This is a genomic window from Roseovarius sp. CAU 1744 (assembly GCF_039839345.1).
Classification (GTDB): Bacteria; Pseudomonadota; Alphaproteobacteria; order Rhodobacterales; family Rhodobacteraceae; genus Roseovarius.
In genome coordinates, this window is sequence record NZ_JBDOQV010000001.1 from 620,490 (window position 1) to 637,899 (window position 17,410).

Below are 17,410 nucleotides of genomic sequence, written 5' to 3' on the forward strand. Positions count from 1 at the left end.
TCTTGCGTTACATGTGACCGCGCCTATTCGGCCGCTTCGGCATAGTCGTCCATCGGCGGGCAGGTGCAGACAAGGTGGCGGTCGCCATAGACGTTGTCCACCCGGTTGACCGGCGGCCAGTATTTGTCGACGCGGAACGAGCCCGGCGGAAAACACCCCTGTTCGCGGCTATAGGGCCGGTCCCATTCGCCAACCAGGTCGTTGACGGTATGGGGCGCGTTCTTCAGCGGGTTGTTCTCGGGGTCGATCTTGCCGTCCTCGATCGCGCGGATCTCCTCGCGGATGGCCAGCATGGCGTCGCAGAAACGGTCCAGTTCGGCCTTGGTTTCGCTTTCGGTCGGCTCCACCATCAGCGTGCCGGCCACGGGCCAGCTCATCGTCGGCGCGTGGAAACCGCTATCGACCAGCCGCTTCGCGATGTCGTCGACGGTGACATGGGCCGATTCGGCAAAGGGACGTGTATCAAGGATACATTCATGCGCGACACGGCCATTCCCGCCGCGATAAAGTACCTTGTAGGCCCCTTCCAGCCGCTTGGCGATGTAATTGGCGTTCAGGATCGCCACGCGCGTGGCCTGGGTCAGGCCGTCGCCGCCCATCATCAGGATATAGGCCCAGCTGATTGGCAGGATCGAGGGCGACCCAAACGGTGCGGCGGAAACCGGGCCTTCCTCTCCGCCCGTTGCCGGGTGGCCCGGCAGGTGCGGGATGAGATGCTCCTTGACGCCGATCGGCCCCATGCCCGGGCCGCCGCCGCCATGCGGGATGCAGAAGGTCTTGTGCAGGTTCAGGTGGCTGACATCGCCGCCCAGATCACCCGGGCGCGACAGGCCGACCATGGCGTTCATGTTCGCCCCGTCGATATAGACCTGCCCGCCGTGGTCATGGACCAGTTTGCAGACATCCTTCACGGTCTCCTCGAACACGCCATGCGTGCTGGGATAGGTGATCATGCAGCCTGCAAGGTTCTCGGAATGCTCCTCGACCTTGGCGCGGAAATCCTCGACATCGATGTCGCCGTTCTCCTTGGACTGGATCGGCACCACCTTCCAGCCCACCATCTGCGCGCTGGCAGGGTTGGTGCCATGCGCCGACATCGGGATCAGGCAGATATTGCGGTGCCCTTCGCCGTTTGCGCGGTGCCAGGCGGCGATGGTCAGCAGCCCCGCATATTCACCCTGCGCGCCCGAGTTGGGCTGCATCGACAGCCCGTCATAGCCGGTAATCGTGCACAGTTTGGTGCTGAGGTCGTCGATCAGCTCTCTGTAGCCTTGCGCCTGATCGGCGGGCACAAACGGGTGCATCCGCGAGAATTCGCGCCAGCTTACCGGCATCATCTCGGCGGCCGAGTTCAGCTTCATCGTGCAGCTGCCCAGCGGAATCATCGCCCGGTCCAGCGCCAGGTCGCGATCCGCAAGCCGGCGCATGTAGCGCATCATCTCGGTCTCGGCCCGGTTCATGTGAAAGATCGGATGAGTCAGGTACTCGGTCTTGCGGTGCATGTTTTCCGGCACGCGGTATTTATGCGTGAAGTCGTCATCCTTTTGCAGGATGCCGAAAGCGCGCCAGACGGATTCGATATTTTCGGGCCGGGTACATTCGTCAAGCGTGATGCCGACGCGGCGTTCGCCGACCTTGCGCAGGTTGATCTTTTCATCCACCGCAGATTTCATCACCGCCGCCTGCAGCGGGCCGACATCGACGGTGATCGTGTCGAAGAAGACCTTGGGGTCGACCTTGAACCCCGCCGCTTCCAGCCCTTCGGCCAGGCGGACCGTCTTGCGGTGAATGCGCTGCGCGATCGCCTTGAGCCCCTTGGGCCCGTGGAAAATGGCGTACATCGAGGCCATGACCGCCAGCAGCGCCTGTGCCGTGCAGACATTCGACATCGCCTTTTCGCGGCGGATGTGCTGTTCGCGGGTTTGCAGGGACAGGCGATAGGCACGGTTGCCGTTGGCGTCGATGCTGACGCCGATGATCCGGCCCGGCATCGAGCGTTTATAGGCGTCCTTGCAGGCCATGTAGGCGGCGTGCGGACCGCCATACCCCAATGGCACGCCGAAACGCTGCGTGCTGCCGACGGCGATATCGGCGCCCATCTCGCCCGGCTCCTTGAGCAGGGTCAGCGCCAGCGGGTCGGCGGCGATGATGCCGATCGCCTTGTGGTCGTGCAGCTGCGCGATGTGATCGGTGAAGTCGCGGACATGGCCATATGTGCCGGGATACTGGAAAATCGCGCCGAAGACCTTGCTGGCGTCCAACTTGTCGGGGTTGCCGACGATCACCTTGATGCCCAGGGGCTGCGCGCGGGTCTTGATCACCGCGATATTCTGCGGGTGGCAGTCGCGGTCGACAAAGAACGCCATCTCCTTCGATTTCGACACCCGCTGCGCCATGGTCATCGCCTCGGCACAGGCGGTGGATTCGTCCAGCAGCGAGGCGTTGGCGATCTCAAGCCCGGTCAGGTCGCTGACCATGGTCTGATAGTTCAGCAGCGCCTCGAGGCGGCCTTGCGAGATTTCAGGCTGATAGGGCGTGTAGGCCGTGTACCAGGCCGGGTTCTCCAGAATGTTGCGCTGAATCGCCGGCGGCGTGACCGTTCCGTGATAGCCCTGGCCGATCAGCGAACACAGAACCTTGTTCTTGCCCGCGGTCAGCCGCATGTGGTGCAGAAGCTCACGCTCGGACATGGGGCGCCCGAAATCCAGCGGCTCTTCCTGACGGATGTTGGCCGGCACGGTCTGGTCGATCAGCTCGTCCAGGCTGTCGACGCCAAGCGCCTCCAGCATCTCGTTCATCTCTTCCGGAGACGGGCCGATATGGCGCCGGTTGGCGAAGTCGTAGGGAAGGTAGTTCGTCGGCTCAAATGCCATTTTTCACTCCATCATATCAGAGGTGAGCCCGCCCACCAGGCGCGCCCACGGTATTCCGCCGCGTTTTCAATTACCGGGTGCGCACCGGTGTTCAGCCGATGAACTTCTTGTAGGCCGCTTCGTCCATGTAGTCGTCCATCTGGCCCGGATCGCTGGCCTTAATCTTGAAGAACCACGCGTCACCTTCGGGATCTTCGTTCACCTTGCCCGGCTCGTCGGCCAGCGCCTCGTTCACCTCGACGATTTCACCGTCGATCGGGGCCAGAATGTCGCTGGCGGCCTTCACACTTTCGATCACGACGACATCGTCATCCTTTGTGACTTCGGTGCCGACATCCGGCAGCTCGACAAAGACAACGTCACCCAGCTGCTCGCTGGCGTGGCTGGTGATGCCCACCACCACGACATCATCCTCGACGCGCAGCCATTCGTGTTCTTCGGTGTATTTCATCTGGGTTTCTCCCTTGGTTGATCAGCGTTTGAAATTGGCGGGGGTAAAGGGCATGGCGGCCACCGTGACCGGCTGTCGCTTGCCGCGCACCTCTCCGAACAGTTGCGTGCCCACGGCGGCGAGGTCGCTGGTCACGTAGCCCATCGACATCGGCGCCTCGATGGTTGGGCCGTAGGCGCCCGAGGTCACATGCCCGACCGACCCGCCGCCCTCGGCCTCGGCGTATAGCGCGGTGCCGTCGCGCATCGGCGCCCGGCCTTCCGGACGCAACCCGACACGGGTGCGGGCGGCGCCGTTTTCCAACTCGTCAAGGATGCGGTCCGCGCCCGGGAATCCGCCTTCGCGTTCGCCCCCCTTGCGCCGCGCCTTCTGGATCGCCCAGGTCAGCGCGGCCTCGACCGGGCTGGTCTTGCTGTCGATGTCATTGCCATAAAGGCACAGCCCGCCTTCCAGCCGCAGGCTGTCGCGCGCGCCCAGGCCGATCGGTTCGACATCGTCATGCGCCAGAAGCGCCCGGGCAAGCGCCACCGCCTGTTCATTCTCGACCGAGATTTCATAGCCGTCTTCGCCGGTATAGCCCGAGCGCGAGATCCACAGCTCTCCGAAATCCGAACTGAACATGCCGACATCCATGAATTTCATCGCCGCGACATCGGGCACCAGACCGGACAGGACCGATTCCGCCGACGGCCCCTGCAGCGCCAGCAGCGCACGGTCGTCGATCTCGTCGACCGAACATCCCTCCAGCCCGTCGCGCATCAGGGCGACATCCGCCTCCTTGCAGGCCGCGTTGACCACCACGAACATGTGGTCGCCACGGTTCGCGATCATCAGGTCATCCTCGATACCGCCCTGTTCATTGGTGAAAAAACCGTAGCGTTGCCGGTTCTCGCCCAGGACGACAAGATTGACCGGCACCAGCGATTCCATCGCCAACGCGGCCGAACGATACCCATCGTTGTGAAACACGATCACCTGCCCCATGTGGCTGACATCGAACAGGCCCGCCCTGGTGCGGGTGTGCAGGTGTTCCTTCATCACGCCCAGCGGGAACTGCACCGGCATTTCATACCCGGCAAAAGGGACCATCTTGCCCCCCAGCTCGACATGCAGATCACGCAACGGAGTCGTCTTCAGATCGCTCATTGCTTTCCTCCCAAAAACCAGCCGAGAAAATCTGTCGATCTGTCCGGCATCAGTCAGGCCGACCTTGCGGTCCGCTACGATGCCCCCTCTGTCCTTTCGCCTGAGATCGCTATCCCTTCGGCGAGTGCAAGCTTGCACCACTCTCCAGAGTTTATCAATCTGGTCGGTCCTGAGAGCCTGAGAGTTTCCGGGGCGGTTGCTCCTTCGGCACCGGCAAGCGCCGGTTCTCCCGATCAGATTGCGGTGTGCTTTAGTATACAAGGCGAGTCGGGGCAAGAAAAAACTTGTGTCGCAAGACCATACAGACCCATGCGGAAGCGCTGCGAATATCGTGAAGCGCGTTGGCGAATGCTGCACGAAGCACCGCCGAAAGGTTGGGGCGACACAGCATGGCCGGCGCTGCCCCCTTTTCCGCTTGCTTGGGAAATATCAGCCTGATTTCGCAACTTTCTCAATAAATTGGCGGAAATCCGGCTGCGGCGCTATATACTTCACCAAAACGCGGACCGAAGGTGCTTGTCATGAACTTTAAAACCAGTCTGAAGCTTATCCGGCGCATAACCCGACAGCTTTGGGTATCGGTAACGTTATTCGCGGTCCTTGCAGTTCTCACAATGGCGTTATCGGTCCGGCTTGACGACTTTATCCCGGTCGGGCTGAGCGCGCGATTTACCCCCGACTCCGTCGTGCCGATCCTGACCATACTCGCCTCAAGCATGTTGGCCGTCAGCACGTTTTCACTCAACGTCATGGTCACGGCCCACAACGCGGCGGCGTCGCAGGCGACGCCGCGTGTACGACGCATTCTGCTGCAGGACACCACGACGCAGCGGGTGCTGGCAGCCTTTATCGGGACCTTCGTATATTCGCTGAGCACGATCATCCTGTTCAAGTCCGGGCTGCATGGTCCGGGGACACCCTTTGTCGTGCTTGTGACCATCGTTGCGATCACGTTGATCGTCGTCATCGCAATTCTGCGATGGATCGACCACCTCAGCGATCTGGGCAGCCTGGACACCTCACTCAGGGTGACCGAAGCCGAGGTTCGCCCCTGCATCCTGTCCGCCCGGCGCTCTCCGGCGCTGGGTGGCAGCCCGCTGTCGAAAGAGACGATCATGCCAACGGATGCCCGGCCGATCACTGCCGCGCGGTCGGGCTATGTGCAGTTCATCGACATGGCGGCCCTTGGCGAGGGCATGGCGCAAGAAAACGGCCAGCTTTATTTCTCGATTTTACCGGGTGACTTTGTGCTGGAGGGTCAGGCGATTGCGCATGGTGTCGGCGTGACCGATGACGAGATCGACGCCCTGCGCGGTCACGTGGTCATCGGCGACCTGCGTACGTTCGAGCAGGATGCAGGGTTCGGCATGTTGGTGTTTTCGGAGATCGCCTCGCGCGCCCTGTCGCCCGGCATCAATGATCCCGGCACGGCGATTGATGTAATCGCCCGTCAGCAAAAGCTGCTTTGGGAATGGGCGCACGAAGCGCGGAATGACGACGCGCCGCCTTACCCCAACATCTTCATGAAGCCGTTTTCGGCTGAAATTCTGGTTCAAGGCGCCTTTGCCAGCATTGCCCGTGACGGGGCCGCGACGATCGAAGTTTCATCTCGCCTGTTGACCGCGCTTCAGCGGCTGTCGGTAAGCCCCGATAAGGAAATGGCACAAGCCGCCAAGGAGATGGCGGCACGGGTCAGCGAACATGCCGAAATCGGACTGGTCACGGAATCCGACAAGAAGCGCGTGAGAGAGTTGGCCTGACGCGGGGCGCGCAGGCCGGCGCTTAGCGGTGATGGCGACACCCTTCAGGCACCAGAAGTTGCGCCAGCGGTGCGTTATCGCAGATCAGCGCGTCCAGGGATACGCGGTCCAGCCGCGCATAGAATGCCTCGGCCGCGTCGGCGATCGCGTGGCGCAACCTGCAGGCGTCGATCAGCGGGCAGGTGTTGTCGACATCCGCGAAACACTCGGCCAGGGGCATGTCGGCTTCCAGCGCGCGGAACACGTCGCCGATCACGATCTGCGACATGTCGCGGCCCAGTCTGATGCCGCCATTGCGGCCCCGCTGCGTATCCAGGTAGCCCAGCTGCGCCAGCTGGTTGATGACCTGGGCCAGATGGCTCTCGGACGTGTTGCAGCGGCGGGCGATCTCGGTCTTGGTCACCAGCCGGTCCTGATTGACGCCGCAGAACATCAGCACCCGCATCGCGATGTTGGTTCGTTTGGTTATCCGCATGTCAGGCCCGATACATCCCCGTGCTTGATCTTGGCCCATCGTGCCTGCAAAAAGGCGGGCAACCCTTGATCAAGATCAAGAGACAGACAGATAACGCACACGCCGCATTCATATTTCTTTGGCTATGGCAGCCTGGTGAACCGCAGGACACATGCCTTCGCCGGGGCTCAGCCGGCCGTTCTGGACGGGTGGCGGCGGATCTGGCGCTATACCACGCGGCGCGAGGTGGCCTATCTGACGGTGGTGCCCGACCCCGACAGCCGGATCGACGGGCTGATCGCGCCGGTCCCCGACGAGGACTGGGGTGCGCTGGATTATCGCGAACGTGCCTATGCCCGCGTGGACGCCGCCCATCAGGTGACGCACAGCCTGCTCCACCGGCCCCGCATCGCCGTCTACGCGATCCCCGATGGCGAGCATGAGGCGCCGACGAACACCCACGCGTTGCTCTTGAGCTATATCGACGTGGTGGTGCAGGGTTATCTGGCGGAGTTCGGTCCCGAAGGCGCGGCGCGATTTTTTGCCACCACCGATGGATGGGACGCACCGATCCTTGATGACAGGGCCGCCCCGCGCTATCCGCGGCATTGCCTGCTTACGCCGGAGGAAACGGCCCTGGTTGATGGCCATCTCGTGGATCTGGGCGTAAAGCCGATGGTCCTGTGATCGATCTGGATGGCGTAAAGGCCGCCAGGTCAGGCCGCGTGCAAGGCTTCAATCCGGCGCTGAGGGCGGGATTATACCGGAAAATTCGTCAATTTCGCGATTTGCCCCTTCACATTCGGGCGAATTAGGCCTATTGGCACCCCCGACAGGTCGCTGCGTTCGCGTGGCGATCTGTTGATTCGTCCAAGACGGCGGGTGCGCCGGGCCTGATCCCGGTGCTTAATCTCCTGCCTGAGACGGGAAAAGACATGAATTGGCCCATGGGTGACCTCGGGCGATTTGGTGTTGCCCCCGTATATCGGACTTGTAACGCCGGAACCTCGGTTCCGGTTTAACTGAGCCGGGGGGCGCAAGCCTTCCAATACTGGAGTGAAACTGTGGATAGAGCCCAGAAAGAGAAAGTGGTCGAGGAACTCGGCCAGATCTTCGAAAGCTCTGGCGTTGTGGTGGTTGCCCACTACACGGGTCTTACAGTTGCCGAGATGCAGGATCTTCGTGCCCGCGCCCGCGAGGCCGAGGCATCCGTTCGCGTCGCTAAGAACAGGCTCGCCAAAATCGCCCTTGACGGAAAGCCATGCGCAAGCATCGCCGACTATCTTTCGGGCATGACCGTTCTGACCTATTCCGAGGACCCCGTGGCAGCAGCCAAGGTGGCCGAGGGCTTTGCCAAGGATAACAAGAAATTCGAGATCCTTGGCGGGGCGATGGGTGAGACGGCTCTGGACCGTGCCGGTGTCGAAGCCACCTCGAAACTGCCGTCGCGCGATGAACTGATCGCGACCATCGCCGGCATGATCGGGGCACCTGCTTCGAACATCGCGGGGGCCATTGGCGCACCTGCTTCGAACATCGCGAGCATCATTTCTACGGTCGAAGAAAAGGCCGAAGCCGCGTAAGCAACTTGTAACATTCGCGTAGGGTTGATTTCCCGACGTTGGAACACATCTAAACGGAAAGAGTCACAAATGGCTGATCTGAAAAAACTGGCAGAAGAGATCGTTGGTCTGACGCTTCTCGAAGCACAAGAACTGAAAACCATCCTGAAAGACGAGTACGGCATCGAGCCCGCCGCTGGCGGCGCGGTCATGATGGCGGGCCCGGCAGGCGACGCTGGCGGTGCCGGCGGCGGCGAAGAGCAAACCGAATTTGACGTTATCCTGAAATCGGCCGGCGCGTCGAAGATCAACGTCATCAAAGAGGTCCGCTCGATCACCGGCCTGGGCCTGAAAGAAGCCAAGGACCTGGTCGAAGCCGGCGGCAAAGCCGTCAAGGAAGGCGTCGACAAGGCCGAAGCCGAAGACATCAAGGGCAAGCTGGAAGCAGCTGGCGCCGAAGTCGAACTGAAGTAATTCAGGCCGGGGCAACCCGGGTACAATTTCTGGCTGGGTCCGGCAAATTCCGGGCCCAGCCGAACCTGTCTTAGAAAGGGCTTTGCCGGCAGCAACGCCCAGAGCCCTTTCTAGGATGCGGTTTGGCGATCGGGAGGCCCGTGGTGGGACACGGGCCGGGAATTGATCGCAACCCATCGTCTCGGAAGGACGTGCTGCAGGGGCCCGACTGCAGGCGCGACCGGTGAGAAAAGAAAGGTTACACCAACCATGGCTCAGACCTACCTTGGCCAAAAACGTCTACGCAGATATTTCGGCAAAATCCGTGAAGTGCTGGAGATGCCGAACCTCATCGAGGTCCAGAAATCCTCTTACGATCTTTTCCTGGATTCCGGCGACCAGCCCGAACCGCAGGATGGTGAAGGCCTGAAAGGTGTCTTTCAGTCGGTTTTCCCGATCAAGGATTTCAATGAAACCAGCGTGCTGGAATTCGTCAGCTACGATCTGGAAAAACCGAAATACGATGTCGAAGAGTGCATGCAGCGCGACATGACCTACAGCGCCCCGCTGAAGGTGACGCTGCGGCTGATCGTGTTCGATGTCGATGACGATACCGGTGCGAAATCGGTGAAGGACATCAAGGAACAGGACGTGTTCATGGGTGACATGCCCCTGATGACCCCGAACGGCACCTTTGTCGTGAACGGCACCGAGCGGGTGATCGTTTCCCAGATGCACCGTAGCCCGGGCGTGTTCTTCGACCATGACAAGGGCAAGACCCACAGCTCGGGCAAGCTGCTGTTTGCCTGCCGCATCATTCCCTATCGCGGCTCCTGGCTGGATTTCGAGTTCGACGCCAAGGATATCGTCTTTGCGCGTATCGACCGCCGCCGCAAACTGCCGGTGACAACGCTGCTCTATGCGCTTGGCCTGGATCAGGAAGGCATCATGGATGCCTATTACGACACGGTCGATTACAAGCTGAAGAAGAAAAAGGGTTGGGTCACCAAGTTCTTCCCCGAGCGTGTGCGCGGCACCCGTCCGACCTATGATCTGGTCGATGCCAAATCCGGCGAAGTGATTGCCGAGGCCGGCAAGAAGGTGACACCACGCGCGGTCAAGAAGCTGATCGACGAGGGCAAGGTGACCGAACTGCTGGTCCCGTTCGAGCAGATCGTGGGCAAGTTCGTGGCCAAGGACATCATCAACGAGGAAACCGGCGCGATCTATGTCGAGGCCGGGGACGAGTTGACGCTGGAATACGACAAAGAGGGCGAAATCAGCGGCGGTACGCTGCAGGATCTGCTGGACGCGGGCATCACCGATATTCCGGTTCTGGACATCGACAACGTCAATGTCGGCCCCTACATGCGCAACACGATGGCCGCGGACAAGAACATGAACCGCGAAACCGCGCTCATGGACATCTACCGCGTCATGCGCCCGGGCGAGCCGCCCACCGAGGAAGCCGCATCGGCGCTTTTCGACACGCTGTTCTTCGACAGCGAGCGGTATGACCTGTCGGCCGTTGGCCGGGTCAAGATGAACATGCGTCTGGACCTCGACAAACCCGACACGCAGCGCACGCTGGACCGCGAGGATATCGTGGCCTGTGTCAAGGCGCTGGTTGAGCTTCGGGATGGCAAGGGCGATGTCGACGACATCGACCATCTGGGTAACCGCCGGGTTCGCTCGGTCGGTGAGCTGATGGAAAACCAGTACCGCGTCGGACTGCTGCGGATGGAGCGTGCGATCAAGGAACGCATGTCGTCGGTCGAGATCGACACCGTCATGCCGCAGGACCTGATCAATGCGAAACCGGCGGCTGCCGCCGTGCGCGAGTTCTTCGGCTCGTCGCAGCTCAGCCAGTTCATGGACCAGACCAACCCGCTTAGCGAAGTCACCCACAAACGCCGCCTGTCGGCGCTTGGGCCGGGCGGTCTGACCCGCGAGCGTGCCGGGTTCGAGGTACGCGACGTGCACCCGACCCACTATGGCCGGATGTGCCCGATCGAAACGCCGGAAGGGCCGAACATTGGTCTTATCAACTCGCTGGCCACATTCGCCCGCGTGAACAAGTACGGCTTCATCGAAACGCCCTACCGCAAGGTCGAAAAGGGCCATGTGACCGACGAAGTGCAGTACATGTCGGCCACCGAGGAAATGCGCCATACCGTGGCACAGGCCAATGCGACGCTGGATGACAAGGGCAATTTCGTCAACGAGATGGTCAATACCCGCCAGTCGGGCGAATACATGCTTGCACCAAGCGAGAATGTGGACCTGATCGACGTGAGCCCGAAACAGCTGGTGTCGGTCGCGGCCTCGCTCATTCCGTTCCTGGAAAACGACGACGCCAACCGCGCCCTGATGGGTTCGAACATGCAAAGGCAGGCGGTGCCGACCCTGCGTTCCGAGGCGCCCCTGGTGGGCACCGGGATCGAAGGCGTCGTGGCGCGCGATTCAGGTGCGGCGATCCTGGCGAAACGAGCCGGGATCATCGACCAGGTCGACGCGACCCGGATCGTTGTGCGCGCGACCGAAGATCTGGAACTGGGCGATGCGGGCGTGGACATCTACCGCATGCGCAAGTTCCAGCGCTCGAACCAGAACACCTGCATCAACCAGCAGCCGCTGGTCAAGGTGGGTGACACGGTGATGAAGGGCGAGGTGATTGCCGATGGCCCCTCGACCGATCTGGGCGAACTGGCTCTGGGCAAGAACGTGGTCACGGCCTTCATGCCGTGGAATGGCTATAACTTCGAGGACTCGATCCTGATTTCCGAACGTGTGGCGCGCGATGACGTGTTCACCAGCGTTCACATCGAGGAATTCGAGGTGGCCGCCCGCGACACCAAGCTGGGACCGGAAGAGATCACCCGCGACATCCCCAATGTCGGCGAGGAAGCGCTGCGCAACCTCGACGAGGCGGGCATCGTCTATATCGGTGCCGATGTGGAACCGGGCGATATCCTGGTGGGCAAGATCACCCCGAAGGGCGAAAGCCCGATGACGCCGGAAGAAAAACTGCTGCGCGCCATCTTCGGTGAGAAGGCCTCGGACGTGCGCGATACTTCGCTGCGCGTCAAACCGGGCGATTTCGGTACCGTTGTCGAGGTCCGTGTCTTCAACCGTCACGGCGTTGAAAAAGACGAGCGTGCGCTTCAGATCGAACGTGAAGAGGTCGAACGCCTGGCGCGCGACCGCGATGACGAGCTGGCGATCCTGGATCGCAACATCTACGCCCGTCTGCATTCGCTGATCCTGGGCAAGGTGGCTGTAAAAGGTCCGAAAGGCGTCAAGGCAAACTCGGAGATCACCGAAGAGTTGCTGGAAACGCTGACCAAGGGCCAGTGGTGGCAACTGGCGCTGAAGGATGAGAAGGATGCCCAGATCGTCGAGGCCCTGAACGAGCAGTACGAGGCGCAGAAGCGCACCCTGGATGCCCGTTTCGAGGACAAGGTCGAGAAGGTCCGCCGCGGCGATGATCTGCCGCCGGGCGTGATGAAGATGGTCAAGGTGTTCATCGCGGTGAAGCGCAAGCTGCAGCCGGGTGACAAGATGGCCGGACGTCACGGCAACAAGGGTGTGATCTCGAAGGTGGTGCCGATGGAGGACATGCCATTCCTCGCCGATGGCACGCCGGTTGACTTCTGCCTCAACCCGCTGGGCGTGCCCAGCCGGATGAATGTCGGTCAGATCCTCGAAACCCATATGGGCTGGGCCGCGCGCGGTCTTGGCGTCAAGATAGACGAGGCGCTGCAGGAATACCGCCGTTCGGGCGACATGACCCCGGTGCGTGAAGCGATGAAAATCGCCTATGGCGACGATGTCTATGAAGAAGGCATCGCCGGTATGGACGAAGAAACGCTGATCGAAGCCGCCGGTAACGTCACGGGCGGTGTGCCGATTGCAACGCCGGTCTTCGACGGGGCGAAAGAGGCCGACGTGAACGATGCGCTGAAACGCGCGGGCTTTGACGAAAGCGGCCAGTCGATCCTGTTTGACGGTCGCACCGGCGAGCAATTCGCCCGTCCGGTGACCGTGGGTGTCAAATACCTGCTGAAACTGCACCACCTGGTGGATGACAAGATTCACGCCCGCTCGACCGGCCCCTACAGCCTCGTTACGCAGCAACCGCTGGGTGGTAAGGCACAGTTCGGTGGTCAGCGTTTCGGGGAGATGGAGGTCTGGGCTCTGGAAGCTTACGGCGCTGCCTACACCCTGCAGGAGATGCTGACGGTCAAGTCGGACGACGTTGCCGGACGGACGAAAGTCTATGAAAGCATCGTCAAGGGTGAAGACAACTTCGAAGCCGGTGTGCCTGAATCGTTCAACGTTCTGGTCAAAGAGGTCCGTGGCCTCGGCCTGAACATGGAACTCCTGGACGCGGAGGAAGCGGAATAACGGCGGGGGCTTTCCCCGCCAACCCTTCCAACGCCCGAATTCAAGGATTTGAAAATGAACCAGGAACTGACAAACAACCCGTTCAACCCCGTCGCACCGGTCAAGGTGTTCGACGAGATCAAGGTGTCGCTGGCCTCGCCGGAGCGCATCCTGTCGTGGTCGTACGGGGAGATCAAAAAGCCCGAGACCATCAACTACCGGACGTTCAAGCCCGAACGTGATGGCCTCTTCTGTGCGCGGATCTTTGGCCCGATCAAGGATTACGAATGCCTGTGCGGTAAATACAAGCGGATGAAGTATCGCGGCGTTGTCTGCGAGAAATGCGGTGTGGAAGTCACCCTGCAGAAGGTCCGCCGTGAACGCATGGGCCATATCGAACTGGCCGCGCCCTGCGCCCATATCTGGTTTCTGAAATCGCTGCCGAGCCGCATCGGCCTGATGCTGGACATGACCCTGCGCGATCTGGAGCGGGTGCTTTATTTCGAGAACTACGTGGTGATCGAACCCGGCCTGACCGATCTGACCTATGGCCAGATGCTGAGCGAAGAAGAGTTTATGGATGCGCAGGACGCCTATGGCATGGACGCCTTCACCGCCAATATCGGGGCCGAGGCGATCCGCGAGATGCTGCAGAATATCGACCTCGAAGCCGAGGCCGAACAGCTGCGCGCCGATCTGGCCGAAGCCACCGGCGAGTTGAAGCCCAAGAAGATCATCAAGCGCCTGAAAGTGGTTGAGAGCTTCCTTGAATCCGGCAACCGCCCGGAATGGATGGTCATGACCGTCATTCCGGTCATCCCGCCGGAACTGCGTCCGCTGGTGCCGCTGGACGGGGGCCGTTTTGCCACGTCGGACCTCAACGATCTTTACCGCCGGGTGATCAATCGGAACAACCGCCTGAAACGCCTCATCGAGCTGCGCGCGCCCGATATCATCGTGCGTAACGAAAAGCGGATGCTGCAGGAATCCGTTGACGCCCTCTTTGACAACGGCCGTCGTGGCAGGGTGATCACCGGTGCCAACAAGCGTCCGCTGAAATCGCTTTCCGACATGCTGAAAGGCAAACAGGGTCGGTTCCGCCAGAACCTTCTGGGTAAGCGCGTCGATTTCTCGGGCCGCTCGGTCATCGTGACCGGCCCGGAGCTGAAACTGCATCAATGCGGCCTGCCCAAGAAAATGGCGCTGGAGCTGTTCAAGCCCTTCATCTACTCGCGGCTTGAAGCCAAGGGCATGTCCTCAACGGTCAAGCAGGCCAAGAAACTGGTCGAAAAAGAGCGTCCCGAGGTCTGGGATATTCTGGATGAGGTCATCCGCGAACACCCCGTGATGCTGAACCGGGCCCCGACGCTGCACCGTCTGGGCATCCAGGCGTTCGAACCGGTGCTGATTGAAGGCAAGGCCATTCAGCTTCACCCGCTGGTCTGTTCGGCCTTCAACGCCGACTTTGACGGTGACCAGATGGCCGTGCACGTGCCGCTGAGCCTTGAGGCGCAGCTGGAAGCGCGCGTTCTGATGATGTCGACGAACAACGTTCTGTCGCCTGCCAACGGTGCGCCGATCATCGTGCCCTCGCAAGACATGGTCCTTGGCCTCTATTATGTTTCGCTGGAACGCGAAGGCATGAAGGGCGAGGGCATGGCGTTTTCGTCCATCGAAGAGGTCCAGCACGCGCTGGATGCCGGCGAAGTGCATCTGCACGCCAAGATCACCGCGCGCATCCCCCAGATCGACGAGGAAGGCAACGAGGTGATGACCCGCGTGGAAACCACCCCGGGGCGGGTACGTCTGGGTGCGCTTCTGCCGAAGAACGCCAAGGCGCCCTTTGCCCTTGTCAACAAGCTCTTGCGCAAGAAAGAGGTGCAGCAGGTCATCGACACCGTCTACCGCTATTGCGGGCAGAAGGAATCGGTCATTTTCTGCGACCAGATCATGAGCATGGGCTTCCGCGAAGCGTTCAAGGCGGGCATTTCGTTCGGTAAAGATGACATGGTGATCCCGGACAGCAAGTGGGGCATCGTCGAAGAGACCCGCGACCAGGTGAAAGGGTTCGAACAGCAATATATGGACGGCCTGATCACCCAAGGCGAGAAGTACAACAAGGTGGTCGACGCCTGGTCGAAATGCAACGATCAGGTCACCGAGGCGATGATGGGCACGATCTCGGCCTCCCGCAGGGACGAGAACGGCGCCGAGATGGAGCCGAACTCGGTCTACATGATGGCGCATTCCGGCGCCCGGGGCTCGGTCACGCAGATGAAACAGCTGGGCGGGATGCGCGGCCTGATGGCCAAGCCCAACGGCGACATCATCGAAACGCCGATCATCTCGAACTTCAAGGAAGGTCTGACCGTTCTTGAATACTTCAATTCGACCCACGGTGCGCGGAAAGGTCTGTCGGATACGGCGCTGAAAACCGCGAACTCGGGCTACCTGACCCGGCGTCTGGTGGACGTGGCGCAAGATTGCATCATTCGTGAGCATGACTGCGGTACCGACCGTGCGATCACCGCCGAGGCCGCCGTCAATGACGGTGAGGTCGTGGCAACGCTGGGCGAGCGTATCCTGGGCCGTGTCGCGGCAGAGGATATCCTGAACCCGGCGACGGACGAGGTTGTCGTTGCCGCCGGTGCGCTGATCGACGAACGCATGGCGGACGCGGTGGAAGAGGCGTCGGTTCAGACGGCGCGTATCCGTTCACCGCTGACCTGCGAGGCCGAGGATGGTGTTTGCGCCATGTGCTATGGCCGTGACCTGGCCCGCGGCACGATGGTCAATAACGGCGAAGCGGTGGGGATCATCGCGGCGCAGTCGATCGGAGAACCCGGCACCCAGCTGACGATGCGGACCTTCCACATCGGCGGCGTTGCCCAGGGTGGCCAGCAATCGTTCCTCGAGGCCAGCCAGGAAGGCAAGATCGAGTTCGAGAATGCGCAGATTCTGGAAAGCTCCAGCGGCGCCACGCTTGTCATGGGTCGCAACATGAAGTTGCGGATCATGGGTGAGAAGGGTGTCGAACTGGCCAGCCACAAGGTCGGTTACGGTACGCGCCTCTTCGTCAAGGAAGGCGACAAGGTCTCGCGCGGCGACAAGCTGTTCGAGTGGGATCCCTACACCCTGCCGATCCTGGCCGAGAAATCCGGTACCGCCAAGTTCGTCGACCTGGTCAGCGGCGTTGCCGTGCGCGACGTGACCGACGATGCCACCGGCATGACCCAGAAGATCGTGACCGACTGGCGCGCGGCCCCCAAGGGCAACGAGCTGAAGCCGGAGATTCTGGTGGTTGGTTCCGATGGCGAGCCGGTGCGCAACGAGGCCGGCAACCCGGTGACCTACCCGATGTCGGTGGATGCCATCCTGTCGGTCGAGGACGGTCAGGAAATCGAGGCCGGTGACGTGGTGGCGCGGATCCCGCGCGAAGGTGCGAAAACCAAGGACATCACCGGTGGTCTGCCGCGTGTGGCCGAACTTTTCGAGGCGCGTCGTCCCAAGGATCACGCCATCATCGCCGAGATCGACGGGTATGTCCGGTACGGCCGCGACTACAAGAACAAGCGCCGGATCAGCATCGAACCCGCTGACGAGTCGCTGGAGGCTGTCGAATACATGGTGCCCAAGGGCAAGCACATTCCGGTTCAGGAAGGTGACTACGTCCAGAAGGGTGATTACATCATGGACGGCAATCCCGCGCCACATGACATCCTTTCCATCATGGGTGTCGAGGCGCTGGCGGATTACATGATCGACGAGGTGCAGGAGGTCTATCGTCTGCAGGGCGTGAAGATCAACGACAAGCACATCGAGGTTATCGTGCGCCAGATGCTGCAGAAGTGGGAGATCCTGGACAGTGGCGATACCACGCTTCTGAAGGGTGAGCATGTCGACAAGCAGGAATTCGATGCCGCCAACGAAAAGGCGCTGAAAAAGAACGGCCGCCCGGCACAGGGCGAACCGATCCTGCTGGGCATCACCAAGGCGTCGCTGCAGACCCGCAGCTTCATCTCGGCGGCCTCGTTCCAGGAAACCACCCGCGTGCTGACCGAAGCCAGCGTGCAGGGCAAGCGCGACAAGCTGGTGGGTCTGAAGGAGAACGTCATCGTCGGCCGCCTGATCCCGGCCGGGACCGGGGGCGCCACGCAGAAGATGCGTCAGATCGCACAAGCCCGCGACAATGTCGTCATCGAAGCGCGCCGCGAGGAGGCCGAAGCCGCCGCCGCCCTGGCCGCACCGTCAGAGGACGACCTGGTGGGAGCGGACGAGTTCGATAATCTGGTCGAGACACCGGAAAGCCGCGAAGAATAAGGCGC

The 17,410-nt window shown here is 61.3% G+C and carries 10 protein-coding genes and 1 riboswitch; of the genes, 6 read left to right on the forward strand and 4 right to left on the reverse strand.

The features are described from left to right. Positions 1 to 23: 23 nt before the first annotated feature. From gcvP to gcvT, 3 genes are all read right to left on the reverse strand, one after another. Entirely contained in the window at positions 24 to 2,873 is a 2,850-nt protein-coding gene (gene gcvP / locus AAFO92_RS03055; RefSeq protein ID WP_347533176.1) for an aminomethyl-transferring glycine dehydrogenase, read from the reverse strand. Positions 2,874 to 2,964: 91 nt separating this feature from the next. After that, entirely contained in the window at positions 2,965 to 3,324 is a 360-nt protein-coding gene (gene gcvH, locus AAFO92_RS03060) for a glycine cleavage system protein GcvH (RefSeq protein WP_347533177.1), read from the reverse strand. Between the two features lie 21 nt (positions 3,325 to 3,345). Continuing rightward, positions 3,346 to 4,470 (reverse strand): glycine cleavage system aminomethyltransferase GcvT, encoded by a 1,125-nt coding sequence (gcvT, locus tag AAFO92_RS03065; protein WP_347533178.1) that lies wholly within the window; start codon positions 4,468 to 4,470, stop codon positions 3,346 to 3,348. A 154-nt stretch (positions 4,471 to 4,624) separates the two neighbouring features. Next, positions 4,625 to 4,712: riboswitch (glycine riboswitch) on the reverse strand. A 279-nt stretch (positions 4,713 to 4,991) separates the two neighbouring features. Between gcvT and AAFO92_RS03070 the strand changes: the two genes are divergently transcribed. Then, a complete protein-coding gene (locus AAFO92_RS03070) occupies positions 4,992 to 6,230 on the forward strand; it encodes a DUF2254 domain-containing protein (RefSeq protein ID WP_347533179.1) in 1,239 nt (412 codons plus the stop codon). 22 nt (positions 6,231 to 6,252) lie between these two features. Here AAFO92_RS03070 and AAFO92_RS03075 read toward each other — a convergent pair whose 3' ends face one another. Further along, on the reverse strand, positions 6,253 to 6,705 hold the full coding sequence (locus AAFO92_RS03075; protein WP_347533180.1) for an Rrf2 family transcriptional regulator: 453 nt from the start codon (positions 6,703 to 6,705) through the stop codon (positions 6,253 to 6,255). 135 nt (positions 6,706 to 6,840) lie between these two features. On the opposite strand from AAFO92_RS03075, the gene AAFO92_RS03080 reads away from it, so the two are divergent. The 5 genes from AAFO92_RS03080 (at position 6,841) to rpoC (ending at position 17,405) form a co-directional block, all read left to right on the forward strand. Continuing rightward, a complete protein-coding gene (locus tag AAFO92_RS03080; protein WP_347533181.1) occupies positions 6,841 to 7,371 on the forward strand; it encodes a gamma-glutamylcyclotransferase in 531 nt (176 codons plus the stop codon). A 377-nt stretch (positions 7,372 to 7,748) separates the two neighbouring features. Then, complete coding sequence (gene rplJ / locus AAFO92_RS03085; RefSeq protein WP_347533182.1) at positions 7,749 to 8,267, forward strand: 50S ribosomal protein L10; 519 nt, start codon at positions 7,749 to 7,751, stop codon at positions 8,265 to 8,267. Between the two features lie 69 nt (positions 8,268 to 8,336). Then, complete coding sequence (rplL, locus tag AAFO92_RS03090; protein ID WP_347533183.1) at positions 8,337 to 8,720, forward strand: 50S ribosomal protein L7/L12; 384 nt, start codon at positions 8,337 to 8,339, stop codon at positions 8,718 to 8,720. Positions 8,721 to 8,969: 249 nt separating this feature from the next. Next, a complete protein-coding gene (gene rpoB / locus AAFO92_RS03095) occupies positions 8,970 to 13,106 on the forward strand; it encodes a DNA-directed RNA polymerase subunit beta (RefSeq protein WP_347533184.1) in 4,137 nt (1,378 codons plus the stop codon). A 54-nt stretch (positions 13,107 to 13,160) separates the two neighbouring features. After that, positions 13,161 to 17,405, forward strand: coding sequence for a DNA-directed RNA polymerase subunit beta' (gene rpoC, locus AAFO92_RS03100; protein WP_347533185.1), 4,245 nt, complete (start codon positions 13,161 to 13,163; stop codon positions 17,403 to 17,405). Positions 17,406 to 17,410 lie beyond the last annotated feature (5 nt).

What these genes read in the sequence shown, in the direction of transcription:
- AAFO92_RS03075 (WP_347533180.1), bottom strand. Translation starts at nt 6,705, where the DNA reads ATGCGGATAACCAAACGAACCAACATCGCGATGCGGGTGCTGATGTTC.
- rpoB (WP_347533184.1), top strand. Translation starts at nt 8,970, where the DNA reads ATGGCTCAGACCTACCTTGGCCAAAAACGTCTACGCAGATATTTCGGC.
- gcvT (WP_347533178.1), bottom strand. Translation starts at nt 4,470, where the DNA reads ATGAGCGATCTGAAGACGACTCCGTTGCGTGATCTGCATGTCGAGCTG.
- rplL (WP_347533183.1), top strand. Translation starts at nt 8,337, where the DNA reads ATGGCTGATCTGAAAAAACTGGCAGAAGAGATCGTTGGTCTGACGCTT.
- rpoC (WP_347533185.1), top strand. Translation starts at nt 13,161, where the DNA reads ATGAACCAGGAACTGACAAACAACCCGTTCAACCCCGTCGCACCGGTC.
- AAFO92_RS03070 (WP_347533179.1), top strand. Translation starts at nt 4,992, where the DNA reads ATGAACTTTAAAACCAGTCTGAAGCTTATCCGGCGCATAACCCGACAG.
- gcvH (WP_347533177.1), bottom strand. Translation starts at nt 3,324, where the DNA reads ATGAAATACACCGAAGAACACGAATGGCTGCGCGTCGAGGATGATGTC.
- gcvP (WP_347533176.1), bottom strand. Translation starts at nt 2,873, where the DNA reads ATGGCATTTGAGCCGACGAACTACCTTCCCTACGACTTCGCCAACCGG.